Raw genomic sequence first — 25,081 nt, 5'->3', positions numbered from 1 at the left:
ATCGCTCGGGTGACCGAGCGGAGAGGTGAAATGCTGCTGCAAGGTGGACCCTTTGCTGAACCGACGAAAACGGGCGTCATAGCTGCTAGCAGATTCAGGTAAACCGATATTAAAGTCCTTGCCTTGAATGATAGCGAACCGGGGTTTGTCGGCGCGGCTCAGCGGACATGGATTTGATCACGCATTCCACGCCGTCATTGCGGCTGCCCAAAGTTTCGCGTGGCGGCTCTTGACTAGGGGCGACGGCGTAATACGGTAAGGACAAATACCGGCTCTGGTCGCCGGACGGCAAGAATGCCTCGTATGCCTCGCCCTTTGCGGCGGCGGCTGCGGGGCATTGTCATTTGGGGCTTTGTTTGAAACCGCATATCGAGATCGGCATTCTCTACTCGCGGTCCGGCAACTACCGGCTGCTGTCCGAATCCTGCCGTGCGGGCGCGATAAACGCCATTGCCGACGTCAACACCGATCCCGCGATCCCGTTCGAATTCGTCCCGGTCGAGCGCGACCCGCAGGGCAACATCGATCGGTATGCAACCGGCTGCGCGGACATTCTCGCCAACAGCGGCGCGCGCCACATCATTGGCTGCATCACCTCGTGGAGCCGCAAGGAGGTCATTCCGATCCTGGAAAGGGCAGGCGGCACGCTCTGGTACGCCTGCCCCTACGAGGGCTTTGAAGCCAACGAGCATGTCGTCTACACGCACGCCTGCCCCAATCAGCATCTCGTCCCGCTGCTTGCCTATGTCGTGCCTCGTTTCGGCGCCGACGGCTTCCTGCTCGGTTCAAACTACATCTGGGGCTGGGAGACCAACCGCGTGGCGCGCGACCTGATTGCGGACGCCGGCGGCAAGGTGCTGGGGGAACGCTATCTGCCGCTCGGCGAGGTCGATGTTGCGAGGCTGATCGCAGAGATCCAAGCGACGAGACCTGATTTCGTTCTGAACAATCTCATCGGCTCTTCTTCCTATGCCTTCATCGCCGCTTATGCCGAGCTTGGCCGGCGCGATCCGCATTTCAGGCCGGAGCGTTGCCCGATCCTGTCCTGCAATCTCACGGAATGCGAATTGCCGGCGCTCAACGGGGCCGGCGATGGCCATCTTTCCGTTGGGCCCTATTTTCACGACATCTCGGTAGCGGATCGCGGAGCGGCTTTGGTGTCTTCCGTTATGCCTGCCTCATCCTTCGAGGCGGCTGCCTATGCCTCGGTGCGCACGCTCGCCGAGATACTCACCCGCAACTCCGATGCACAGTGGATGGACCTTCCCAAGGTCTTTGCCGGAACATCATTTCGAACGCCGCTGGGCGACATCGCTATCGATCCGCAAACCCAGCACGCTACCTTGCCGGTGCAGATCGGACGTATCGAAGGGACATCGTTCAAGACGGTCACGCTGACGAAGGGCGTGGCACCCGATCCCTACCTTTCCCGCTATGACCGGACGGAGACGTTCGGGCAGCCGCGCCTGCGGGTGGTGTCGTGAGCAAGATGCCGCGCATCCCGAATCTCGGAGGCGCCAAGGCTTTTGTCCTGCATCGTCCACATCCGATCGTGCAGGCGATCACGCGGCAATTGTCGGCCATCGGCCTTGAGACGATTGGCTTTTGGCCGGAACTGCCGGCCGAAGCTTTGGCGGCAGACTTCGTTTTCTTCGACGTCGATCTCGGCTTTGACGAGCAATTCCCTTGGAAGCCGGGCGAGGCACCGATGCCACTGATAGCGCTGATCGGCTCCGAGGCGCCGGGCCGCGTTGAATGGGCACTGTCGCACAAAGCTGATGCCCAGCTGCTGAAGCCGGTCGGCAATGCCGGCGTCTATAGCGCGCTTTTGATCGCAAGGCAGAGTTTCGAGGCGCGCAAGCTTCTGGCCAGCGAGATCGCCTCGCTTCGTCAGCGGGTCGCCGAGCGCCAGACCATCGTGCGCGCGGTGGAGGTCTTATCGAAGGGCGCCGAGGACGGTCGCGCCTATGCGCAGCTCCGCTCACTGGCGATGAGCTGGCAAATCAGCGTCGAGGAAGCCGCACGCCGGATCGTGGCAAGGACGCAAGAAGAAGGCGACGATGACCAATCCGATCGCGCCTGAGCTTTCCGCCACCCGGCGCATGCCGGCCAAGCCGCACGCTGGCCTCTGGCGACGTCTGCTAAAACGGCCTCTGGCGTTGCTCGGCCTGGTGATCATTGCCCTCGTCGTGGTCGGCGCCGTCCTTGCACCGTGGCTGACAGGCTACGATCCCAACGAGCAGATGTTCGACGGGCTCACCCTTGAAGGCGCGCCAATGCCGCCGGGCGCCCAATTCTGGCTGGGCACCGATCTGCTTGGCCGCGACCTCCTGACCCGTCTTCTCTTCGGCGCGCGCACCTCGCTGATCATCGGCATCGTCGCCAATGGCGTGGCGCTTCTGATTGGCACGCTGATCGGCATCACCGCCGGCTATTTCCGCGGCTGGATCGGCAGTGCGCTTATGCGCTTCACCGATTTGATGATGGCCTTCCCGGCGCTGCTGCTTGCCATCTGCCTGGCGGCAGTGCTCCAGCCGAGCCTGTGGATCGTCGCCATGGTGATCGCACTGGTGAACTGGGTACAGACCGCCCGGGTCATCTACACCGAGACAAGCTCGCTCTCCGAGCGCGAGTTCATCGACGCCGAGCGTACCATCGGGGCAAGCGCCCCACGCATCCTGTTTCGCCATATCCTGCCGCACCTGGTGCCGACGATCATCGTCTGGGGCACGCTCGGCATCTCGACCACGGTGCTTCTGGAAGCGACGCTCAGCTATCTCGGCATCGGCGTGCAGCCGCCGACCGCATCCTGGGGCAACATCATTTTCGAAAACCAGACGTACTTCCAGGCAGCGCCCTGGCTGGTCTTCTTTCCGGGTACGGCGATCCTGGCGCTGGCGCTGGCCTTCAACCTCGTCGGTGATGCGCTGCGCGACATCCTCGATCCGACGCAAAGGGGCCGGGCATGATCGCCTATCTCGGCCGCCGCGTTGTCCAGTCCGTGCTCATCTTGCTCGGCGTCTCTCTGATCACCTTTGCACTGCTCTATCTGCTGCCCGCCGATCCCGTCCGCCAGATCGCCGGCCGCAGCGCCACGCCCGAGACGGTCGAGAACATCCGCCGGCAGCTCGGCCTCGACCAGCCCTTTGTCGTCCAGTACTGGCACTACCTGACCAGGCTGCTCAGCGGTGATCTCGGGCGCTCCTACATCCAGCGTTCCGAGGTGACTGAGCTCATCATTTCACGGCTGCCGGCAAGCCTGCTACTGATGGTCGGTGCTATCGCTTGCGAGGTCGTGATCGGCCTGACGATGGGCCTCATCGCGGCCGTCAAGCGTGGCACCGCCACCGACCAGTCGCTGATGGTCGCCTCCTTCGTCGGCGTTTCGGCGCCGCAATTCGTCGTCGGTTTGCTGCTGCTTTATGTGTTCGCGGTGCGGCTCAGCTGGTTCCCGATCGGCGGCTACGGCACCTGGCGGCATCTGGTGCTGCCGTCACTGACCATGGGAATTCTCGGCGCCGGCTGGTACGCACGCATGATGCGCTCGTCGATGATCGACGTGCTGCGCCAGGATTACGTGCGCACCGCGCGTGCCAAGGGCCTTGCGCGCAGCGCCATCATCTTTCGCCACGCGCTGCCCAACGCCATCCTCCCGGTCATCGCCATGATCGGCATCGACATCGGCATCTTCATGGGCGGCATCGTGGTCGTCGAAAGCGTGTTCGGCTGGCCAGGTATCGGCCAGCTTGCCTGGCAGGCCATCCAGCGCATCGACATTCCGATCATCATGGGGGTCACCCTGGTTTCGGCCTTCGCCATCGTGCTCGGCAATCTCCTGGCCGACACCGTCGCACCGTTCATCGATCCACGCATCAAGCTCAGATGAAAACCAAGAAAACCAGAGAAAGGGAACATGACATGAGAAACTATTTGATATCGACCGTGACGGCATCGGCGCTTGCGCTGGTGCTGCTTGGCATGACAAGCGTGCGCGCCGAAGATGCCGTCGATCCGAATGCCAAGCAGGGCGGCGCGATCACCATCACCTACAAGGACGACGTCGCCACGCTCGATCCAGCCATCGGCTATGACTGGCAGAACTGGTCGATGATCAAGAGCCTGTTCGACGGGCTGATGGACTACGAGCCGGGCACCACCAACCTGCGGCCCGACCTCGCCGAGAGCTACGAGATTGCGCCCGACGGCAAGACCTTCACGTTCAAGCTGCGCCACGGAGTGAAGTTCCACAATGGCCGCGAGATGACGGCCGACGACGTGAAATATTCGCTCGACCGGGTCACCAATCCAAAGACCCAGAGCCCCGGCGCCGGCTTCTTCGGCTCGATCAAGGGCTATGACGATATCGCCGCCGGCAAGGCGGAAAGCCTGGCGGGCATCACCGTCGTCGATCCCTACACGATCAAGTTTGAACTGACCCGGCCCGACGCTACCTTCCTGCATGTCATGGCCATCAACTTCTCGCATGTCGTGCCGAAGGAGGAGGTCGAGAAATACGGCGCGGATTTTGGCAAGCATCCGGTCGGCACCGGCGCCTTCAAGCTCGCCGAATGGACGCTTGGCCAGCGTGTGGTCTTCGAGCGCAACCCGGATTACTGGCACAAGGGCCTGCCGCATCTCGACAAGATCACCTTCGAGATCGGCCAGGAGCCGATCGTGGCGCTGCTGCGCCTGCAAAAGGGCGAGATCGACGTTCCCGGCGACGGCATTCCGCCGGCCAAATTCCAGGAGGTGATGGCCGATCCCGAGCAGAAGGCCCGCGTCGTCGAGGGCGGCCAGCTGCACACCGGCTACATCACCATGAACACCACCATGGCGCCCTTCGACAATGTGAAGGTACGGCAAGCGGTCAACATGGCGATTAACAAGGAGCGCATCGTCCAGCTGATCAACAACCGCGCGGTGCCCGCGAACCAGCCGCTGCCACCGTCGATGCCCGGCTATGACAAGACGTTCAAGGGCTATCCCTATGACGTGGCACAGGCCAAGGCGCTGCTTGCCGAGGCCGGCCACCCCGACGGCTTCGACACGCAGCTGTTTGCCATGAATACCGACCCCAACCCGCGCATTGCCCAGGCGATCCAGCAGGATCTGGCGGCGGTCGGCATCAAGGCCAGCATCCAGGCGCTGGCCCAGGCCAACGTCATCGCCGCCGGCGGCGACAAAGCCGGTGCGCCGATGATCTGGTCCGGCGGCATGGCCTGGATCGCCGACTTCCCCGATCCGTCCAACTTCTACGGACCGATCCTCGGCTGCGCCGGTGCCGTTCCCGGCGGCTGGAATTGGTCGTGGTATTGCAACAAGGATCTCGACAGCAAGGCGGCGGAGGCCGACTCGGTCGTCGACCCGGCCAAGGCCGGCGAACGCGCCAAGATGTGGAGTGCGATCTACGGCAAGATCATGGACGACGCGCCCTGGGCGCCGGTGTTCAACGAGCAGCGTTTCACCATGAAATCCACCCGCATGGGCGGCGCTGACAACCTCTATGTCGACCCGGTCCATATCCCGATCAACTACGACAATGTGTATGTGACCGATGTGCAATAACTGCGACTACACCATCCACGGGCGCCACCATCATTTCGGCTGGGATAATTCCTTTGTCCCGGCCGAACGGGTGGCGCCCGGGTCGACGATCGAGTTCGAGTGCCTCGATTCGTCGGGCGGCCAGCTGACGATGGAGAGCACTGTCGACGACGTTGCTCTGCTCGACTTCGCCAAGGTGAATCCGGTTACTGGGCCGATCTATGTCGACGGGGCGGAGCCGGGCGATGCCCTGAAGATCACCATCGAGGCGTTCAAGCCGTCCGGCTTCGGCTGGACCGCGAACATCCCGGGGTTCGGTCTGTTGACGGATGACTTCACTCAGCCGGCGCTGAACCTCTGGAAGTACGACGCCGTCTCGCTCCAACCGGCGCTGTTCGGCAAGAGCGGCCGGGTGCCGCTCAAGCCCTTCGCCGGCACCATCGGCAACGCCCCGGCTGAGCCGGGCCTGCATTCGGTGATCCCGCCGCGCCGCATGGGCGGCAATCTGGACATTCGCGATCTCGCTGCCGGCACGGTTCTCTACCTTCCCGTGGAGGTTCCGGGAGCGTTGTTCTCGGTCGGCGACACACACGCCGCGCAGGGCGACGGCGAGGTCTGCGGCACGGCGATCGAGAGCCCGATGAACGCCGTGCTGACACTCGATCTGGTCAAGGATGCCCGGCTGCGAACCCCTCGTTTCACGACGCCGGGTCCGGTGTCGCGGCATCTCGACGCCAAGGGCTACGAGGTGACAACCGGCATCGGGCCGGATCTGATGGACGGCGCCAAGAGCGCCGTCTCCCAGATGGTCGACCTGCTCTCCGGCCGCTACGGCATGGATCCGGTAGACGCCTATATGCTCGTGTCGGTTTGCGGCGACCTGCGCATCAGTGAGATCGTCGACATGCCCAATTGGGTGGTTTCCTTCTACTTTCCCCGCTGCGTTTTCGAATGAAGGTGGCGGAGGACACCAAACCACCCGGGCAGACCGCCGCGGAGAGTGGCTCTGTCAGGCCGGTTCTCAGCGTCTCAGGTCTGACCGTCGCCGTGCGTGGCGATGAGGGCGATCGCGACGTCGTTTCCGGCCTGACATTCGGCCTGATGCGCGGCGAGACGCTTTGCATTGCTGGCGAGTCCGGTTCCGGCAAGTCGATGACGGCGCTGGCCATCATGGGCTTGCTGCCGCAGCCGGCGGCACGCATCAGATCAGGCTCCATCCAACTCGGCGATCAGGATCTCGCGGCGCTCAGTGAGAGCCGCATGCGCCGCATCCGAGGCGACCGCATTGCCATGATCTTTCAGGAGCCGATGACGTCGCTCAATCCGGTTCTTTCCGTCGGACGGCAGCTCACAGAAGCGATCGAGGCCCACACCTCGCTGTCGCGCTCCAACTCGCGGCTGAGGGCGCTCGAGGCGCTGAAGGCAGTGCGAATTCCGGATGCGGAACGGCGGCTCGAGCAATATCCGCACGAGCTCTCAGGCGGCATGCGGCAGCGCGTGATGATTGCCATGGCTTTGGCCCTGAACCCGGACGTGCTGATCGCCGATGAACCGACCACCGCTCTCGACGTCACGGTTCAGGGCGAGGTGCTGGAGCTGCTGCGGGACCTGCAGCGCGAGCACGGCACCAGCGTTATCCTAATTACGCACGACATGGGCGTCGTCGCCGAGATGGCGGACCGTGTCATTATCATGCGCGATGGCCGGATGGTCGAGCAGGGCAGAGCGGCCGACATTTTCACCCGCCCGCAAGCTGACTATACGCGCGAGCTTCTGGCGGCGGTGCCGCGCATCGGCGGCGAACGGACGGCCGAAGACCGACAAGATGCCGCTAAAATGCCGGCCGAGCTTGTAGATGTCAGCGATCTTCACGTCCGCTTCGACCTGCGCGGCGGCTTCTTCGGCCGCGTCGACCGCAGAGTGCACGCGGTCGAAGGCGTCAGCTTCTCGATCGCGCCACACGAAACCCTGTCGCTGGTCGGCGAATCCGGCTGCGGCAAGTCGACGACGGCCAAGGCGATCGCCGGGCTGGTACCCTACACCGGCAGCATTTCAATCGGCGGTCAGGACCTGTCGACGCTCAGTCGCAAGGAGCGCAAGGCTGTACGCCGCAATGTGCAGATGATCTTCCAGGATCCCTTCGCGTCCCTAGACCCACGCATGCGAGTGGGCGATCTCGTGGCCGAGCCTCTGCTGATCCACGGTATCGGCGACAAGGAGCAACGGCACGCCCAGATTGCCGCCCTGTTCGAACGTGTCGGCCTCTCCGCTGACCAGATGGAGCGCTATCCTCACGAATTCTCCGGCGGCCAGCGCCAGCGAATCTGCATTGCACGGGCGCTGGCGCTGCGACCAAAGCTGATCATTGCCGACGAAAGCGTCTCTGCTCTCGATGTGTCGGTGCAGGCGCGCGTGTTAAGATTGCTGAAGGAGCTGCAGCGCGAATTCGGCGTCGCATATCTCTTCATCTCACACGATATGGCAGTGGTGGAGAACATCTCCGATCGCGTGGCGGTGATGTATCTGGGGCAGATCGTCGAGATGGGCACCCGCGACCAGATCTTCTCCAATCCGAGGCATCCTTACACAAAGCGGCTGATCGAAGCCGTTCCGGTTCCCGATCGAGGCCAGCGCCGCGCCCGGTTCGCGCGTCTGGACAGCGAAATTCCAAGCGCTATCCGGCGTGTCGGCGAGGAGCCCTCGAAACTCAAGCTTGAAGACGTTGGCAACGGCCACCTCGTCGCCACCTGATCGAGCTTAGGCTGCGTTGTCCAGCCAATCCCGCGGAGGCTCGGGGACAGCAGCATGTGTGATGCTCGGGCGGTAGGATGTGATCGGCGATGGCGCCGCCGCGGCAGCGCCGTTCGGCAGCGATCAGTTCGGAAGATCGCCAGTTTACATCTAACATGTTAGTGTGCTAGCACTACGCGCACATTGATTTAAACGGAGATCGCGTTGGCTTCCCGCTTTGGTCTTTCGGTTGCTCTCACCACACCCTTCGACGCGTCGGGACAGATAGCTCTCCCGCCGATGATCGCGCACGCCCGGGCCTGCCTTGGCGCCGGCTGCAGCAGCGCGACGTTGTTCGGCACCACCGGGGAAGGCGCCTCGGTGGGCACGGACGAGCGGCGGGTCGTCACCGAAGCCATGCTGGCGGCCGGTATTCCGGCACATCAGCTCGTGGCCGGAGTGCTGGTCGATGCGGCCGAAGACGCCGCCGATCAGGCTCGGTACGCTTTGCAGCACGGCGTTCGCAACATTCTGCTCGCTCCGCCGAGCTACTTCAAGAATGTCGGCGAGGAAGGGCTGTTCGGATGGTTTTCCGCCGTCTTCGCCGCACTCGGTCCGCTGGCTCGTGACGTCCTCCTCTATAACATCCCTTCTGTCACCATGGTGCCGCTCCCGCTTGGGCTGATCGGCCGGCTGCGCGCCGCCTTTCCCGCTGCGGTGGCCGGGGTGAAGGATTCCGGCGGGGATTGGAGCTACAGTGAGGCGCTGCTTGAAGCGCACGGCGATCTGGTGATCCTGATCGGCGACGAACGGCATCTGGCGAGAAGCGTGCGCCACGGTGGACAGGGTGCGATTTCCGGCATGGCTAATTTTGTTACCGGCGAAATCCGTGCAATGGTCGAAGACGGCCGCGACGATCCCCGCGTCGAGGACTTCGTGCTTGAATTGCTCAAATATCCGGTCACGCCGGCGGTGAAGGTCATGGTGGCGCGCAAGACCGGCGACGAGCGCTGGCTGGCGGTCCGCCCGCCCCTGGAGGCGATCGGCCCGCAAGGACAGCGACAGCTTGCTGCTGCCTACGACAGGCTGTTTGCGACAGAGCCGGCCTGATCGACAAAGCCAGTTGACTGACAAAGGAAGCGAGCTGAATTGGAAGACGGCAGCGAACCGATCACTCTCCGGGAGAAAGCCTATGCCAGCTTCACGCGGCATTTGCTGGCCCGCGATCTGCGGCCGGGGCAGTTCGTGTCTCAGCGCGAACTGGTCGCTTTCACCGGGCTGCCGCTGGGCGCCATTCGCGAGATCGTCCCGCGTCTCGAGGCCGAGGGACTGCTGACCACCATCCCGCAGCGCGGCATGCAGATCGCGCATATCGACATCAATCTGATCCGCGAGGCTTTTCAGTTTCGGCTATTCATGGAACGCGAGGCAGTGGCGCTATTTACGGTCAGCGCTTCAGATGCCGAACTTGCCCGCATGCGGCGCGAACATGAGGAGATGCTGGCTCAAGCCCTGCTGCAAGCGCCGACATCGGAAATGGAAGCCAAGGCCCAGAACGTCGACTGGGCCATGCACGACACCTTCATCAATGCGCTGGGCAACGAGATTATCGCCAAGGCCTATCTGGTCAACTCGGTGAAAATCCGGCTGATCCACCAGGAGCGTTTCCGCATCGACGGTCGTGTGGTGCCGGTGATGCGCGAACATTTGGCGGTCATCGAAGCCATGGAGAGCCGCAATCCGCAAAAAGCGGTTGAAGCGATCAGTCTGCATATCGACAATGCGCGTCGGCTGGCGCTCCAGATCTGAGGAAGTGAAGGCCGCGCCGCGGTCGCGATGCAACGCACACGACAGCAACCCGGGAGGAAAAAATGTCGTCCAATCTGTTCAACCCAACCAGGAGGCAACTCCTTGCCGGAACCGCGGCGCTCACCGCTGCCGGCCTTGTGGGACTCCGCCCCAGCTTTGCCGCAGGCGTCGACTGGAAACGCTTTGCCGGGACGACGCTTGACGTCAATCTGGTGAAAAGTCCGCGCAGCGACACCATCCTGAAATATCTCGCCGAATTCGAGGAACTGACCGGCATCAAGGTCAATGCCGAGGCCACGCCCGAGCAGCAGCAGCGCCAGAAGACCGTAATCGAGTTGAGCTCGGGCAAGCCGAGCTTCGACGTCGTGCATCTGAGCTACCACGTGCAGAAGCGCCAGTTTGAAAAGGGTGGCTGGCTGGCCGACATCGCCGGCTATCTCGCAGACCCGTCGCTCACCGACCCGGGGCTGGTCGAAAGCGACTTCGCCGAGGCCGGCATGCTGTTTGCCAAGGACGGCCAGGGCGTGCTGCGCTCGCTACCCTTCTCGGTGGATTACTGGATCCTCTATTGGAACAAGGAGTTGTTTGAGGCCAAAGGCCTCAAATACCCCGAGACGTTCGAGCAACTGGTGGCCGCCGCCGAAGCGCTGACCGACCCGTCGACCAACACATACGGCTTCGTCGCCCGCGGGCTCAAGAACGCAAACACGCCGGTGTGGACGTCGTTGATGCTCGGCTACGACGTGACGCCGCTCGACGACAAGGGGAAGCTGCGCACCGAGGCTCCCGAGGCGATCGAGGCTGCTGCCCTCTATCAAAAATTGATGACCAAGTCCGCCCCTCCGGGCGTCACCGGGTTCAATTGGGCCGAAGCACAGTCGGCCTTCCTGCAAGGCAAGATCGGCATGTGGCTCGATGGCGTGGGTTTTGCCCCGCCGATGGAAAACCCGGAAAAATCGAGAGTGGTCGGCAAGGTCGGCTACGGCGTCATGCCCAAGGGTCCCAAGGCGCATGCCTCGGGCACCTTCGGCGACGGGATTGGCGTTACCGCCGCCAGCGAGAAGAAGGAGGCCGCCTATCTGTTCTGTCAGTGGGCCGTATCGCCAGCCATGGGCGCGCGGCTGTTGCAGGCCGGCGCTGGCGTTCCGTTCCGCAAATCCGTGCTGGAGGATCCCAAGGTGCGCGAAGGCGTCACCATGCCGGCAAGCTGGCTTGATGCCGTGATCGGCTCAGGCAATATCAGCCGGCTGGCGCTGCCGGTCATCATCCCCGTCACTGAATTCCGCGACATCTATGGCGTGGCGTTGACCAACATGATTGCCGCCGCCGATCCCGCCGCGGAGCTGAAGAAGGCCACCGAGCAGTTCCAGCCGGTTCTCGACAGGAGCGAGCAGGGCTGATGTCGGCCACCACCCCAGAACAAGCCGGGGTGACGATGCCGGTTATCGACGGGAGCCAGACGATCCGGCTGGCTCCCAATTACTGGCCTTTCGTTGTCCCGGCACTCGTCGTCGTCGGCGCCGTCATCGTCTTCCCCTGGGCTTTCACGCTGTGGATGAGCGTCAACCGCTGGACGCTCGGCCAGTCGCGGAGCTTTGCCGGGATGGAAAACTATCTCCGGTTGGCCAGCGATCCGCGGTTTTGGGAATCTCTGGTTCATACATTGACCTACACCTTCCTCTCGGTTGCAGCGCCGATGTTCCTGGGCACTCTGGCCGCCCTGATCTTCGATGCCAGGTTTCCGTTGCGCGGCCTGCTGCGCGGCGTCTTCGTCATGCCGATGATGGCAACACCCGTTGCCGTGGCATTGGTTTGGACAATGATGTTCCATCCCCAGCTTGGCGTGCTCAACTACCTGTTGTCACTGGTCGGCATCCCGGCTCAGGAATGGATCTTCAATGCCAACACGGTCATCCCGTCGCTGGTTGCGGTCGAGACCTGGCAGTGGACGCCGCTGGTCATGCTGATCGTGCTGGGTGGGCTGGCCTCGGTGCCGCGCGAGCCCTTCGAAAGCGCGGAGATCGACGGCGCCAATGCCTGGCAGCAATTCCGCTATCTCACTCTGCCGATGATCGCGCCGTTCCTGATGATCGCGGTCATCATCCGCACGATCGATGCGCTGAAGAGCTTCGATATCATCTACGCGATGACCCAGGGCGGGCCGGGCACGGCCTCGGAAACCATCAACATCTATCTCTACAACACCGCCTTTTCCTACTACGATATCGGCTACGGCTCGGCCATGGCCGTGGTGTTCTTCATTGTCATCGTGGCCCTGTCTTTTGTCCTCCTAATGCTGCGCCAACGCTCGCAGTGGATCGATACGGAGGGCAAATAGATGAGTTCGCGGCTGCTCAACCAGATCGGTCTGTTTTTCGCTGCCCTGGTTTTCGTCTCGCCGGCGATCCTGTTCTTCCTCTGGATGATCTCGTTGTCGCTGAAATTCGAGATCGACAACGGTGCCTATCCGCCGATCCTGATCCCCGAACGTTTCGCCTGGTCGAACTATGTGAAAGTGTTCGAGGAGAATAACTTCCTGCTCTATCTCTGGAATTCGGTTCTGGTGACCGGCACGGCCACGTTGTTAGCGCTGTTGATCGGCGTGCCGGCGGGCTATGGCATCGCACGGCTCAAGGCTGAACGGTCGGCGGTCGTCATCATGATAGCCCGCATGACGCCCGGGCTATCCTATCTCATCCCGCTGTTTCTGCTGTTCCAGTGGATCGGGATCCTCGGCACGCTGTGGCCGCAGATCATCATCCACCTGGTGGTGACGGTGCCGATCGTGGTCTGGGTGATGATCGGCTATTTCGAGACCACGCCGATGGAACTGGAAGAGGCGGCCAACATCGACGGCGCCAGCTCCTGGCAGGTGTTCCGGCTGGTCGCCCTGCCCATCGCCAAGCCGGGCATCGTCGTCGCCTTCATCCTGTCCGTCATTTTCTCATGGAACAATTTCGTCTTCGGCGTGGTGCTCGCCAGCCGAGAGACGCGCACACTGCCGGTCGCCGTCTACAACATGCTGTCCTACGAGCAGGTGAGCTGGGGGCCGCTCGCCGCGGCAGCGCTGGTGGTGACGCTGCCGGTGCTGATCCTGACCATGTTCGCGCAAAGGCAGATCGTGGCCGGGCTGACAGCCGGCGCCGTCAAGGGCGGCTGAGGGCGCGCCCGGACATTCTTTTCCAGGAAAGATCCAATGGCATCGGTAACGATCAACAACGTGCAGAAGGCCTTCGGGGCAACCAAGATCATTCACGACGTCAGCGTCGATATCGCCGACGGCGAGTTTGTCATCCTGGTCGGCCCGTCGGGATGCGGAAAGTCGACGCTCTTGCGTATGATTGCGGGACTTGAAACGATCTCCGGCGGAAAGATCGCCATCGGCGAGCGTATGGTCAACAATCTGCGGGCGCGAGATCGGAACATCGCCATGGTGTTCCAGAACTATGCGCTCTATCCGCATATGACGGTCGCCGACAACATGGGCTTTGCCCTGAAGATCAAGAAGGCCGATCCGGTCGACACCGCGGGCCGTGTCAGGAAGGCAGCCGGCATTCTCGGCCTGGAAAAGCTGCTTGACCGCTATCCGCGCCAGCTTTCCGGCGGCCAGCGCCAGCGCGTCGCGATGGGCCGCGCGATCGTACGCGACCCGCAGGTCTTCCTGTTCGACGAGCCGCTCTCCAATCTCGACGCCAAATTGCGCGTCCAGATGCGCGGCGAGATCAAGGCCCTGCACCAGCGGCTGGGTACCACGACGATCTATGTCACGCACGATCAGATCGAGGCCATGACCATGGCTGACAAGATCGTCGTGCTGCATGACGGCCTGGTCGAGCAGATCGGCGCGCCGCTGGACCTCTACGATCATCCGGCCAATCTCTTCGTTGCCGGTTTTGTCGGCTCGCCCGCCATGAACTTCATTGCCGGCCGCATCGAGGAGGGCGTTTTCCGCAGTGCCGGCGGGCTGATTCTGCCTCTGCCGGAAGGTGCCCACCCGGCGGATGCTGCAGGACGCGAACTCGTCTACGGCATTCGCCCGGAACATATCCGGGCAACCGGGCAGGGCATGCCGGGTACGGTCACGCTTCTCGAGGCGACCGGCTCGGAAATCTTCGCCAGGGTCGACTGCTCCGGTGAAGAAATCTCCTGCCTCTTCCGGGAGCGGCTTGCCCTCAAGCAAGGCGAAGGGGTGCGGATCGAGATCGACCGCGCATGTGCGCATCTGTTCGACGCAGAAACCGGTCGGCGCATCTGACTCGACGGTCCGGTGGATGTCGTGGTCAGCCTAGGTCGGCAACGCGAATTCACCAGCGAGTTCGATGGCGCGGCCTTCGCGGGCCGATCTCTGGGCGGCGAGGCCCATGACGACGGCCCACCAGCCGTCTTGCAAGGTCACCTCCACTTTGTCCTGTCCGCGTACCGCAGCGGTGAAGCGGGCGTGCTCGAAATAGGTCGAGCCGTTATGGTCGCCTGCCTCGAGCAGCCGGGGGTCGACGGGAATCTCCAGCAGGCGTGGTCCAGGCGGATTGCGCGGGCTAACGATCAGCTGGGGCACTGGCGCGGGGCCAAGGTGGGTCGGCCAGAAGCGGCCCGGCCCGGGCACCAGACATTCGATCTTTCCGTTGCCGCCGACAGCGCAGAGTTCCTCCTGATAGCGGCTGCCCTCGGCGAACATGCACAGTTCCAGCATGGCGCGCGCGCCGCTCGCGAAGTCAACCAGCACGTAGCCATGGTCGAGAATATCCGGCGTCTCACCGCCATAGCTTTCGTCGAGATGGTTTACGGCCTGTCCCGCGCTCGCCATCACACGGACAGGGTCGGATTCGAGGATCAGCCGCATCAGATCGAAGAAGTGGCAGCACTTCTCGACGAACGTGCCGCCGGTGTTGCGGTTGAAGCGGTTCCAGTCGCCGACCTTGGCCAGAAAGGGGAAGCGGTGCTCGCGGACCGTCAGCATGCGGATGCCGCCGGTGGCGTGGCGCGCCTGCTCGATGAATTCGGCGACGGGGGGCATATAGCGGTATTCCATGGCCACCCAGACGAGCGGAAGCCGAGCTTTCAGCGCCGCGATCCGCCCCTCGTCGGTGGCCTCGGTGAAGAGCGGCTTTTCCACCAGCACCGGCAGTGGTCGAAGTGCGGCGATCTCCTCCATCTGGCTGAGGTGACGGTGGTTGGGGCTGGCAATTAAAACGCAGTCCACCTCGTCCATGGCCAGCAGTTCGGCGATCGATGCCGCCGATCGCGCCCCCGACGCCATCGCCAGCGACGCTGCCAACATGACGGGGTCCGGCTCGAAGATCGCGGCCACATGCGCGTCAGGCAACAGGGCAATGTTGCGGATGTGCTCCCGGCCCATCATGCCGCAGCCGATGATGCCGTAGCCGATCGATGATTTGGTCACCCGGCGTCTTCCTCCGGCCTATCTGAAACGCGTGACGTACCGCGCCGCGCCCGGATCGAACCAGCTGCGGGAATACTCTGCGCTGGCACCGTCGCCAGCCCAGGCGATACGTTCTATGAAACCCACAACCATCCCTGGCGGCGGCCTGAACTCGAGAGGAGCCCAGTCCGGCGCGGGCGCGAGGGCAACATGGTCTTCGGCACGAACGATCGAGAAGCCGAGCGCGAGGCGGTAGTGCAGATAGAGCGATTCCGACAGATCCTCGCGCTCGAGCCGCTCGGCGCGGCTGACGTCGAGCCAGATCTCCTCGACCGCGGCCGGCTCGCCGTCGAGCCGCCGCAGCCGGCGTATACGGTGCGCTTCGCCTGCGCTGCCGAATTGCGGCAGGTCGGCGGGCTTGGGCAGCCGCTCGACCGACAGCACGTCGGCGCTCGGCAGGCCGCCACCGCCGATGCGCTCCAGGCGAAAGAAGGCATAAATTCCGAGCAAGTCGCCGCGCGCCCGCACATAGTTGCCCGACCCCTGGATGCGGTCGAGAAGCCCCTTTTCGGTCAAATCTGCAAGCGCCCGCCTGAGCGTGCCGACGGCGATCCCCAGGCTCGCGGCCATCTCGCGCTCGGGCGGCAGCCGCGCCCCGTCGGCCAGCCGTCCGGCGGCGATTTCGCGGATCAGCATTTCGCTGATCTGCAAGTGCACGGGCAAGGGGCCGCGCATCTGGCTCGATCGGTGGCCGGGGTCGGCCCTTGTCAATTGCATCCCGCGTCCCAATTGCATCCCGGTCTTCGGCGGCGACGCCAAAATTGATACAGTATTGATCTACACCAAAACGAATGCTACGCAAGCCCCATTCGCAGCGCCGAACTTTCGTTGAAGAGTGGCAATGAGCATCGTCCCAATCACCTCGCCGGATCTCGACGCAGCCGAAGTTTCGTGGTTCGCCGCACTCTGCTCGGACGACTATCGTTATCTCGGCGTGCCGGACGGGGCGTTGCGCTCGAGCTGGGCGCATTGCTCCGAGATCGTGAAGACGTCCGAGGAACTCGGCTTCCGCAACATCTTGTGCCCGTCGTCCTATCAGGTCGGCCAGGACACGCTGAGCTTCGTTGCCGGCTGCGCGCCGATCACGTCGAAGATCAATCTGCTCGCCGCTGTGCGCTGCGGCGAGATGCAGCCGATCATGCTGGCACGCACGATCGCGACGCTGGACCACATGCTGGAAGGCCGGCTGACGGTGAACATCATTTCGTCGGACTTTCCGGGCGAGACGGCCGACAGCGCCTACCGCTATCAGCGTTCCCGCGAGGTGGTGCAGATCCTGCGCCAGGCCTGGACCCGGGACAGCATCGATTTCGAGGGCGAGGTCTTTCGTTTCAAGGGGCTCTCGACGGCGCCGGCGAAGCCCTATCAGCAGAATGGCGGTCCACTGCTCTATTTCGGCGGTTATTCGCCCGATGCGCTCGAGCTTTGCGCCGAACAGTGCGACGTCTACCTGATGTGGCCGGAAACCAAGGAGGAGCTCGCCGGCCGCATGAAAGCCGTCCACGAACGTGCCAAGCGCCATGGGCGGACGCTCGACTACGGCCTGCGCGTCCACATGATCGTGCGCGATACCGAGGCCGAGGCAAAGGATTATGCCCGGGAGCTGGTGTCGAAGCTGGACGACGAGCAGGGCAGGGCGATCCGGGAGCGCGCGCTCGACGCCCGATCGCTCGGCGTATCGCACCAGGCTAAGAACCGCCAGATCGCCGATGCGCAAGGCTATGTCGAGCCGCATTTGTGGACGGGCGTCGGGCGGGCGCGTTCGGGCTGCGGCGCAGCGCTGGTGGGTTCGACCGATCAGGTTCTGTCGGAAATCGAGACGTATATGAAGATGGGGATCCGCGCTTTCATCTTTTCCGGCTACCCGCATCTCGACGAGGCGCGTCATTTCGGCACCAAGGTGCTGCCCCAGCTCAAGACGTGCTCACTGCCGCACGCCTATGGCAGGGTGCCGGACCGGGTCCCGGCAACACCATTGGGAACGGAGGAGCGCCGCTGATGGAGCATGTCGTGTGCGATCCGCGCCTTTTGCGCAACGCCTTCGGGCGTTTCGCCACCGGTGTCACGGTCGTCACCACACGCACGGCCGACGGGCCGGTCGCGATCACTGCCAACAGCTTCTCATCCGTGTCGCTCGATCCGCCGCTGGTGCTCTGGTCGATCGGCCGCCACTCGCGCCGGTTCGAAGCCTTCGCCAATTCCGCGCACTACGCCATTCACGTGCTGGCGGAAGATCAAATCGATCTGTGCTGGCGCTTTTCGAAGTCGGGGACCGACTTTGCCGATCTTGACCTCTCGTGGAACGAGCACGGCGTGCCGCTGCTGCCACGGGCGTTGGCGCGGTTCGAATGCAGCGTCGCCGACCGCTTCCCGGCAGGCGATCATATGATCCTGCTTGGACATGTCCTTGAACTGGAGACGCAAGAGGGTTTGCCGTTGCTCTTTGCTGGCGGCAAGCCGCCGGCTCAAGAGGCGGGCTGATGACGGCCAGCGCCCCTCCGGGCTGGTGCCGTCGACTGGCGCACCACGAGATTGCAGGCGAGCTCGACGCGGCGCGGCGGCAACCCCGAATGGGCCATGTCATCGAGCAGCAGGCTAAGCGCCGCCGATCCGATCTCGCGCATGGGAATGTGCATCGCCGTCAGCGGCGGGTTGCAGAAGGCCGCCAGCGGCAGGTCGTCCATACCGACGACGGACACATCGCCAGGCACCGAATATCCGGCTTTCTGGACGCCGGCGATGGCACCAAAGGCCAGGCTGTCGCCGGCCGTCAGCACGGCGGTGAAATCAAGGCCGCGGGCCGCGATGCGCTCGGTCACGGCCTCGCTCGCAAGCTCGGGGAGCCAGTCCTGCACCTCGACCACGAGATCGTCGAAGCCGGCAATGCCGCCCGCGATCAGCGCGTCGCGCCAGCCTTCGTAGCGCCGCTCGATCGTGCGCCGGCCACCCCGCAACACGAACAGGATGCGGCGGTGGCCGAGGCTGATCAGATGCTGCGCGGCAAGCATCGCGGCGGAGCGATTGCAGGGCGTCACGCTCGAATGGCGCATCGAGGGATCGTCGCCGTTGACGAGCACGATCGGCTTGGTAAAGCCGGCTGTCAGCGTCAGCACGTCATCGTCATCCAGCGTCAGAAAGAGGCAGCCGGCGACGCGGTCGTCGCGCTCGGACTCACGCAGAAGCGCGATTTCGTCTTCGGACGTCGCGACCGGCCGGGTCACCAGTTCGACGCCGAGCAACCGGGCGCGTTCGTTGAGCCCGTCGAGAACGTGATAGGTGAACTGATTGCGGGCGCTGTCGACCATTGCCACGCTGCTTGCGGCCAGGATGACCTTGCGGCCCGCAACCGAGGCGGGAATGGCGTAGTTCATCGACTTAGCCGTTTCGATGATCCTGGTGCGAAGCTCATCCCTCACGCCACCGACCCCGCTCAGCGCACGGGAGGCGGTGCTGACCGACACGCCGCAACGCGCCGCGATCTCTTCAAGTCGAATGCGGCGGCTGGGGCGGCCGCGCTTGCCTTGGATCGTCATCCGCTCCCGCATCTCCGACAAAGTCACCTAGGTTAATGCAAAAAATTTTCAGATTGCGCAAGAAAAATGCCTGTGAAACAGTTCTGTTGAAGCGGGAGAAACGGGAGGAGTGATGCCGCTGTCGGCCGAACGCCTGAATTCCGCGCTTGCCAGCCTCGTGGCCGGCATGACCGGCTTGCGCCATGACGGGCGGTTCCACGAGCCGAATCTCGACGGGACGGCGGGCGACTACGTCAGCTTCGACAGTTGGGAATGGCCGCAGGGCGTCGGGCTCTACGGGCTGGTCCGGCTGTGGGCGCTGACCGGTGATGATCGGCTGCTGCAGACGATCGAGGCCTGGTACGACCGACGCATCGCTGCCGGTCTCCCGGCGTTGAACGTCAACACCACCGCACCTCTGCTGGCGCTAAGCGAATTGTGGCGGCGCCGGCGCCAGCCGCGCTTTGAGCCGGTCTTGCGCGAATGGGCCGAGCGGGTGGTCACCGGCTTGCCGCGGACGCCCGAAGGCGGTTTCCAGCACGATGTTTCGGACCGGGTCAACGACGACGAATTGTGGGACGATACGCTGTTCATGGTGGCGCTGTTCCTCGCATCCTACGGCCAGGCTGCCGGCCAGCGTCGCTTCGTCGAGGAAGCGGAACGGCAATTCCTGGTCCACGCCCGTTATCTCGCCGATCCGGCATCCGGGCTGTGGTTTCACGGCTGGACGTTCGCGGGCCGGCACAATTTCGCCCGCGCCCTTTGGGCGAGAGGCAATGCCTGGATCACCGTGGGTATCCTCGATCTGGTGGAGTTCGCCGAAATTGCGCCTTCGGTTCGGGCCTATCTGCTCGGCGTGCTGGAGACGCAGATCAAGGCCCTGCTCGAGGTGCAGGCAGGTTCGGGCGCATGGCATACTCTGCTCGACGACCCGACTTCCTACGAAGAGATTTCTGCCACGGCCGGTTTCGGCTACGGCTTGATGAAGGCCGCGCGGCTCGGAATCGGTTCGAGAGAGTGCCGTGCCGCCGGTCTCCGCGCCTTGGAAGCTGTGGTGGCCAACATCGATGACAAAGGTGTGGTGGCGAACGTGTCCTATGGCACACGCATGGGCCCCGACCTGCAGTTCTACCGCGACATACCGATCCATCCGACGGGCTACGGGCAGGCGTTGGCCATTCTATGCCTGACCGAAGGGGCGCGGCGTCTGCAGGCGAAGGTGGAGGCGGCATGATGCGGACGCTCTACGGCGCGTCGCCGGCCGACATTGCCGGCATGGACACGGACCGGCTGAGGGCCGAGTTCCTGGTCGACGGCCTGTTCCGGCCTGGCGCGATAGAATTCGTCTACACCCATGTCGACCGCATGATCGTCGGTGGCGCGCTGCCGCTGGCCAACCCGCTGACATTCGGTAACGGGGCCGAAGTCGGCACCCCGCTCTTCTTTGACGCGCGCGAGATGGGCATCGCCAATCTCGGCGGCAATGGCGCAGTCGCGGTGGACGGCAGGCGCTTTCCCGTGGCTAACCGCGACATCGTCTATGTCGGACGCGGAGCACGCGAGGTGATGCTGGAGAGCGACGATCCGGAGAGGCCGGCACATTTCTACATGAACTCGGTTCCGGCCGGCGCTGATATTGCGCATCGTCTCATCGTCAGCAGCGAAGCCAAGCCGCTTGTGCTCGGCGAGGAGGCTCGCGCGAACAGGCGCACGCTGCGCATGTACATCCATCCCGAAGTGGCCCCGTCCTGCCTCTTGCTGATGGGGATCACCGACCTCGCACCGGGCAGTGTGTGGAACACCATGCCGCCGCATCTGCACGAGCGGCGCATGGAAGCTTATTGCTACTTCGACCTCGCCAAGGCCGACCGTGTGGTCCATCTGATGGGCCGGCCGGACAATACGCGCCACCTGATGGTCGCCGACGGTGACGTCGTCCTGTCGCCTGCCTGGTCTATCCACATGGGCGCAGGAACCGGCCCCTATGCCTTCGTCTGGGGCATGACCGGCGAGAACCAAGCCTACACCGATGTCGATCCGGTTGCCGTGAAGGATTTGCGATGAGCGAGGCCTCGCAAAGCATTCAGACCGACTTTACGCTGCGCCGGCCGCTCATGGCGGGGCAGCCAATCGTCTACTGGCGACTGGGGTCTATCCCCGAGCAACGCTACGACGTGGCCGACCAGCCCATGCAAGGCGAGATGGATCCCTTCTTCTTCCTGACCAAGCACAAGAATTTCATTCCGCATGAATATCCATGCCGCACGCAGTTCGCGGCGGAACGCCGCGGCAAGCGACCTCAGGTCAGCGCCGAATTCGGCGCCGAGCGCGTCTGGCTGCCCTTCGCCTCGCCCCGCGTCGACCTGTCGGGCTTCTGGTTCCGGCCGACGGTGCTTGGAACCTGGGCCGAAACCACCATCGAGGCGGCCTCGACTGGCGAGGCGCTGGTGCGGCTGCGCACATGCGGCGGCGCCATGCTCTTTGCCAATGGCGAGGAAGCCGGCTGGATGGCGCCCTACGGCCGCAATCTGGAAAGTGCTGAGGATTTCAAGATCGCGCTGAAGGCCGGCCGCAACGACATTCGCATATGGTTCGACGACCTCGCCGAGCGCGATGCCCGCTATTATTTCCAGCTCGATTATCTGTCGGGTCCGGCTGCTTCGGTCGCACTGCCGGTCGAGGTGGCGGGCGGTGTCGCCAGCGCGATGGAGGCGGCTCTCGACGATATGCATTTCGAGCGGCCCGCCTATGACGGCGGCGAGGTGGCGCTGGTCACCGGAGTGGCCCTGCCGTGCGACGCGCAAATCGAGGTCGAGATCGAGGGCGATTTCATGTCGATCGAGGCGCCGGTGCGCTTCGCCTTCGATCTGCCGGCGGGCCAGACGCGCCTGCCGATCGCCGATACCGAGCAACTGCCGGCCGACTTTCGCCATTTCAAGGTGACGCTGACGGTCGCAGGCTATTCCGTATCGCGTGTCTTCGGCGTCGAGATCTGCCACGCGCGCCGTCAGGGCGAGGCACCGGAAACGCTTGCGGCGCGTATCGATGAAGCCCTGCGCGAGGTCGCCGGTCACGCCGAGGCTGACACAGTACGCGCGCTGGCGCGCCTGGCGATCGGGCAGGAGGGCGCCGAGACCGACGCCATGATCTCCGGCACGCTGCCGGCGATCGAGGATTGTCACGATTGCGCCGACTTCATCCTGGTGCCGCTGCTGTGGTGCCGCAAGGCCTATGGCGATCGGCTGGAAGTGAGCCTGCGCGCGCGCGTCGACAACGCCATTCTCGGCTATCGCTACTGGATGGACGAGCCCGGCAACGATGTGCAGTGGTACTTCTCCGAGAACCACGCGCTGCTCTTCCACACCGCCGCCTATATTGCCGGTGGCCTGTTGGCTGACGCACGCTTCGTGCGATCGGGCCGCCTTGGCCGCGAGCAGTCCGCAGTTGGAGCCGCGCGGGTGCGGGCCTGGCTCGACCATTTCGAGGCATGGGAGGTGGCCGAGTTCAACTCGGCGCCCTATTTCCCGATCGACCTCAAGGGCTTGTGTGCGCTCTACGCGCTGGCCCCGGACAAGGACATCGCCGAACGTGCCGGCAAAGCAATCATACGCCTGCTTGAAATCGTCGCCCGCTCGGCCCATCGCGGCATTCTCACCGGGGCGCAGGGCCGCTCTTATGAGCACACGCTACGCGCGGCGCGTTCCCTGGAGCTATCGGGCATCTGCCGCATGCTCTGGGGCAAGGGCAATTACGGCATGCGCTTTCACGCGCTGCCGCAGCTCGCACTCTGCCTGCGGGACCACGGCTTGAGCGTTCCGGACGGGTTGGCGGCAGTTGCTTCCCTCACCGACGATACGGCGTGGGAATGGACTTTCGCGCAGGGACAGGACCGCTTCGCGCGGCTCTACCATTACAAGACGCGTGACCATGCAATGGGCAGCGCCGCCGGCTATCGCTGGAACCACTGGGGTTATCAGGAGACAGTCATTCACGCCCGGCTGGGCAAGAATCCGGATGCGCAGATCTGGATCAACCACCCGGGCGAGGTGCTGCAGTCGGGGTATGGCAGGCCGTCTTACTGGGGCGGCTCAGGCACTTTGCCCCGGGTTCACCAATACCGCGACCTCGCCATCGTCAGCTTCTCCTGCTCGGATGAACAGCCCGACTTCACGCACGCCTGGTTCCCGGCAAGTGCCTTCGATGCCGTGCAAGTGGATCGCGATCGGGCGTCTGGGCAATCCGGCGACGCCTTCGTCTTGCTGAAGACGGATGTGCCGCTCACGCGGGTCGAGGCGGGCCCGACGGCCGGCAATGAGTTGCGGGCGGCGGGACGTAGGACGACATGGATCGTTCGCCTCGGTGACCGGGATGCCAATCTGCCGGCGCTCGATGCTTGGGCTGCCGCTTTTGGGGGCCTGTCGGTGCGGTCCGGCCCTGACGGCGAGTTGATCGTCGAGGATCCGGAGTACGGCACGGTGCGCTTCCTCGCCGACGCAAGGATCGTGGCTGAGGGACGTACACTCGATCCGGCCAACTGGATCGTGCGCGGTGAGGCGAAGCGCATGAAACGCAAAGAGTAGGGAGGAATCGGCTGCGACCCTCAAGAGGAGAGGGCGTGGCAGCTTGAATCATCGGGCGCTGCCCCGGATAAAGGAGGAGACGAAGCATGAATAAGACCCGCACTTTGCTGGCCGCGTTATCGGTCAGCCTGCTCGCATCGACCAGCGCGTTTGCCGGCGACGTGCGCATCATGTGGTATTCGGACGGTGTCGAAGGCGATGTCATCCAGGACATTCTGAACCGTTTCATGAAGGACAATCCCGATATCCACGTCACGCTCGACAATGTCGCCTACAAGGTGATCCAGGAGCAGCTGCCCATCCAGCTCGAAGCTGGCCAGGGCCCGGACATCGCCCGCGTCACAAACATCAAGGAGCTCGCCCAGCACTGGCTCGATCTCAGGCCGTTGGTGGCCGACCCGAAATATTGGGAGGACAATTTCAGTGACACGCTGGACTGGATGCGCCCCGACGGCTCCAACGCCATCCCAGGGTTCATGACCCAGCTCACGCTCACCGGCGGCTTCGCCAACAAGACGCTGTTCGAACAGGCCGGCGTGCCGCTGCCCGGCGACAAGGCGACCTGGGATGACTGGCTCAACGCCGCCGCCGAGGTGGCGAAGAGTCAGCAGCTTCCGGCGGCCTTCGCGATCGACCGCTCCGGCCACCGCATTTCGGGTCCGAATGTCTCCTTCGGGGCGAACTACATCGGACCCGATGGCACGCCGGCGAAAGTGGACGACGGCACCAAGGCATTCGTCGGCAAGCTCGTCGACTGGACCTCCAAGGGTCTGATGCTGAAGGATACCTGGGTGTCGGCGGCAGGCTCGACCTACCGCGCGGCCGCCGACGACTTCATCAACGCCCAGATCCCGTTCTATTATTCGGGCAGCTGGCAGGTCGCCAATCTGTCGACCAAGATCGGCGACAGTTTCGACTGGGTGGCGACCGGCTCGCCCTGCGGCCCCGCAGGCTGTTCGGGCGTGAAAGGCGGCGCGGCGCTGGTCGCCATCAAATACACGAAGAACCCCAAGGACGTCGCCAAGGTCATGGATTATCTGGCCCGCGAAGACGTGGTGAAAGAGTTCAGCGAACGCACGCTGTTTCTGCCCGCGCACAAGGGCATCGTCGAGAAGGGCGGACTGAAATGGGATTCGGCCGACAAGAATGTCGGTCCGGCGCTCGACAAGTTCGTCAAGGCGGCGGGTGAAACCCTGCCGGCGGCCGATGCGCTGCCGCCGTGGAAGTGGGCCAACGCTTATTTCGCCGCGCTGGTGACGCGCGTCAGCCAGGTGATGGCCGGCGAACTCAGCCTCGACGATGCCTGGGGCAGGATCGACCAGGATATCGCCGACAAGGTTGCCGAGGCGAAGTGACCGCCGCCGCGACACTGGCATGGACTGGCGCCGCTCTGGCGGGCCCCGGCGTCTTGGGGGCGTCTCACGGAAACAGGGCGCGGAAGTGTTGGGACCCCGCGGCGGGCCCAC

General features: G+C 63.8%; 22 protein-coding genes. 19 read left to right on the top strand and 3 right to left on the bottom strand.

Going from position 1 to position 25,081, the window contains the following annotated elements:
- Positions 1-356: 356 nt before the first annotated feature.
- The 13 genes from NKJ08_RS28145 to NKJ08_RS28085 all read left to right on the top strand — a co-directional run bounded on the left by NKJ08_RS28145 (position 357) and on the right by NKJ08_RS28085 (position 14,338).
- Positions 357-1,484 (top strand): transporter substrate-binding protein, encoded by a 1,128-nt coding sequence (locus NKJ08_RS28145; protein ID WP_352527003.1) that lies wholly within the window; start codon positions 357-359, stop codon positions 1,482-1,484.
- The gene (locus NKJ08_RS28140) at positions 1,481-2,083 is read left to right on the top strand and encodes an ANTAR domain-containing response regulator (RefSeq protein ID WP_352527004.1); all 603 of its coding nucleotides are present in this window, start codon (positions 1,481-1,483) and stop codon (positions 2,081-2,083) included. The genes NKJ08_RS28145 and NKJ08_RS28140 overlap by 4 nt, the downstream gene beginning before the upstream one ends.
- 19 nt (positions 2,084-2,102) lie before the next feature.
- Positions 2,103-2,969: an ABC transporter permease gene (locus NKJ08_RS28135; RefSeq protein WP_352527069.1), complete on the top strand. Its 867-nt coding sequence runs from the start codon at positions 2,103-2,105 to the stop codon at positions 2,967-2,969.
- A complete protein-coding gene (locus tag NKJ08_RS28130; RefSeq protein WP_352527005.1) occupies positions 2,966-3,886 on the top strand; it encodes an ABC transporter permease in 921 nt (306 codons plus the stop codon). Before NKJ08_RS28135 ends, NKJ08_RS28130 begins: the two co-directional genes overlap by 4 nt.
- A 32-nt stretch (positions 3,887-3,918) precedes the next feature.
- A complete protein-coding gene (locus NKJ08_RS28125) occupies positions 3,919-5,565 on the top strand; it encodes an ABC transporter substrate-binding protein (RefSeq protein WP_352527006.1) in 1,647 nt (548 codons plus the stop codon).
- A complete protein-coding gene (locus NKJ08_RS28120) occupies positions 5,555-6,499 on the top strand; it encodes an acetamidase/formamidase family protein (RefSeq protein ID WP_352527007.1) in 945 nt (314 codons plus the stop codon). The genes NKJ08_RS28125 and NKJ08_RS28120 overlap by 11 nt, the downstream gene beginning before the upstream one ends.
- Entirely contained in the window at positions 6,496-8,295 is a 1,800-nt protein-coding gene (locus NKJ08_RS28115) for an ABC transporter ATP-binding protein (protein WP_352527008.1), read from the top strand. The genes NKJ08_RS28120 and NKJ08_RS28115 overlap by 4 nt, the downstream gene beginning before the upstream one ends.
- Before the next feature lie 204 nt (positions 8,296-8,499).
- On the top strand, positions 8,500-9,384 hold the full coding sequence (locus NKJ08_RS28110; RefSeq protein ID WP_352777899.1) for a dihydrodipicolinate synthase family protein: 885 nt from the start codon (positions 8,500-8,502) through the stop codon (positions 9,382-9,384).
- A gap of 39 nt (positions 9,385-9,423) precedes the next feature.
- The gene (locus NKJ08_RS28105; RefSeq protein WP_352784404.1) at positions 9,424-10,083 is read left to right on the top strand and encodes a GntR family transcriptional regulator; all 660 of its coding nucleotides are present in this window, start codon (positions 9,424-9,426) and stop codon (positions 10,081-10,083) included.
- A gap of 62 nt (positions 10,084-10,145) precedes the next feature.
- Positions 10,146-11,483, top strand: a complete 1,338-nt coding sequence (locus tag NKJ08_RS28100; RefSeq protein ID WP_352784401.1) for an ABC transporter substrate-binding protein — start codon at positions 10,146-10,148, stop codon at positions 11,481-11,483.
- 35 nt (positions 11,484-11,518) lie between these two features.
- Positions 11,519-12,421, top strand: a complete 903-nt coding sequence (locus NKJ08_RS28095) for a carbohydrate ABC transporter permease (RefSeq protein WP_502896139.1) — start codon at positions 11,519-11,521, stop codon at positions 12,419-12,421.
- The gene (locus NKJ08_RS28090) at positions 12,422-13,243 is read left to right on the top strand and encodes a carbohydrate ABC transporter permease (RefSeq protein WP_023674179.1); all 822 of its coding nucleotides are present in this window, start codon (positions 12,422-12,424) and stop codon (positions 13,241-13,243) included.
- A gap of 36 nt (positions 13,244-13,279) precedes the next feature.
- Positions 13,280-14,338: an ABC transporter ATP-binding protein gene (locus NKJ08_RS28085; protein WP_352527013.1), complete on the top strand. Its 1,059-nt coding sequence runs from the start codon at positions 13,280-13,282 to the stop codon at positions 14,336-14,338.
- Positions 14,339-14,368: 30 nt separating this feature from the next.
- Here the strand turns inward: NKJ08_RS28085 and NKJ08_RS28080 are convergent, their stop codons facing one another.
- Complete coding sequence (locus NKJ08_RS28080) at positions 14,369-15,442, bottom strand: Gfo/Idh/MocA family protein (protein ID WP_502906359.1); 1,074 nt, start codon at positions 15,440-15,442, stop codon at positions 14,369-14,371.
- Between the two features lie 60 nt (positions 15,443-15,502).
- Positions 15,503-16,198: a GntR family transcriptional regulator gene (locus NKJ08_RS28075; RefSeq protein WP_352784420.1), complete on the bottom strand. Its 696-nt coding sequence runs from the start codon at positions 16,196-16,198 to the stop codon at positions 15,503-15,505.
- Between the two features lie 166 nt (positions 16,199-16,364).
- Here NKJ08_RS28075 and NKJ08_RS28070 point away from each other — a divergent pair, with 166 nt between their 5' ends.
- Together NKJ08_RS28070 and NKJ08_RS28065 are read left to right on the top strand one after the other, a co-directional pair.
- Positions 16,365-17,522: an LLM class flavin-dependent oxidoreductase gene (locus NKJ08_RS28070; protein ID WP_352784395.1), complete on the top strand. Its 1,158-nt coding sequence runs from the start codon at positions 16,365-16,367 to the stop codon at positions 17,520-17,522.
- Positions 17,522-18,004, top strand: coding sequence for a flavin reductase family protein (locus tag NKJ08_RS28065; protein WP_352527016.1), 483 nt, complete (start codon positions 17,522-17,524; stop codon positions 18,002-18,004). The genes NKJ08_RS28070 and NKJ08_RS28065 overlap by 1 nt, the downstream gene beginning before the upstream one ends.
- On the opposite strand, the gene NKJ08_RS28060 is transcribed toward NKJ08_RS28065, so the two are convergent.
- A complete protein-coding gene (locus tag NKJ08_RS28060) occupies positions 17,989-19,056 on the bottom strand; it encodes a LacI family DNA-binding transcriptional regulator (RefSeq protein WP_352784392.1) in 1,068 nt (355 codons plus the stop codon). The genes NKJ08_RS28065 and NKJ08_RS28060 overlap by 16 nt on opposite strands.
- A 112-nt stretch (positions 19,057-19,168) precedes the next feature.
- On the opposite strand from NKJ08_RS28060, the gene bglB reads away from it, so the two are divergent.
- From bglB to NKJ08_RS28040, 4 genes are all read left to right on the top strand, one after another.
- A complete protein-coding gene (gene bglB / locus NKJ08_RS28055; protein ID WP_352784389.1) occupies positions 19,169-20,269 on the top strand; it encodes a beta-galactosidase BglB in 1,101 nt (366 codons plus the stop codon).
- Positions 20,266-21,099 carry a 5-dehydro-4-deoxy-D-glucuronate isomerase gene (gene kduI / locus NKJ08_RS28050; RefSeq protein ID WP_352527019.1) on the top strand — a complete coding sequence of 278 codons (834 nt, stop codon included), beginning with the start codon at positions 20,266-20,268 and terminating at the stop codon, positions 21,097-21,099. The genes bglB and kduI overlap by 4 nt, the downstream gene beginning before the upstream one ends.
- A complete protein-coding gene (locus tag NKJ08_RS28045; RefSeq protein ID WP_502906358.1) occupies positions 21,096-23,615 on the top strand; it encodes a hypothetical protein in 2,520 nt (839 codons plus the stop codon). Before kduI ends, NKJ08_RS28045 begins: the two co-directional genes overlap by 4 nt.
- Before the next feature lie 86 nt (positions 23,616-23,701).
- Complete coding sequence (locus tag NKJ08_RS28040; RefSeq protein ID WP_352784387.1) at positions 23,702-24,970, top strand: ABC transporter substrate-binding protein; 1,269 nt, start codon at positions 23,702-23,704, stop codon at positions 24,968-24,970.
- Positions 24,971-25,081: the final 111 nt, after the last annotated feature.

The sequence above is a fragment of the Mesorhizobium sp. M0244 genome (genome assembly GCF_040321795.1).
GTDB lineage: Bacteria > Pseudomonadota > Alphaproteobacteria > Rhizobiales > Rhizobiaceae > Mesorhizobium.
The sequence above is the reverse complement of the archived record's forward strand: the minus strand, read 5'-3'. Positions and strand labels throughout refer to the sequence as shown.